At 57.7% G+C, this 248-nt stretch carries 2 tRNA genes; both read right to left on the reverse strand.

The window, feature by feature from the left end:
• Positions 1-2 precede the first annotated feature (2 nt).
• A tRNA-Met gene (locus G9F50_RS20350) sits at positions 3-76 on the reverse strand.
• 20 nt (positions 77-96) lie between these two features.
• Positions 97-169 (reverse strand) — tRNA-Ala (locus G9F50_RS20355).
• Between the last annotated feature and the right edge of the window lie 79 nt (positions 170-248).

Consider the following 248-nt stretch of genomic DNA (forward strand, 5'->3'; position numbering starts at 1 on the left):
GGTAGCGGCGGAGGGGATCGAACCCCCGACCTCACGGGTATGAACCGTACGCTCTAGCCAGCTGAGCTACACCGCCAAAAAACAATTAAAATCAAGTGGAGCCTAGCGGGATCGAACCGCTGACCTCCTGCGTGCAAAGCAGGCGCTCTCCCAGCTGAGCTAAGGCCCCAAAATGGTCGGGAAGACAGGATTCGAACCTGCGACCCCATGGTCCCAAACCATGTGCTCTACCAAGCTGAGCTACTTCC

This window comes from Bacillus sp. EKM206B, assembly GCF_011066015.1.
Taxonomy (GTDB): Bacteria; Bacillota; Bacilli; order Bacillales; family Bacillaceae; genus Bacillus; species Bacillus velezensis.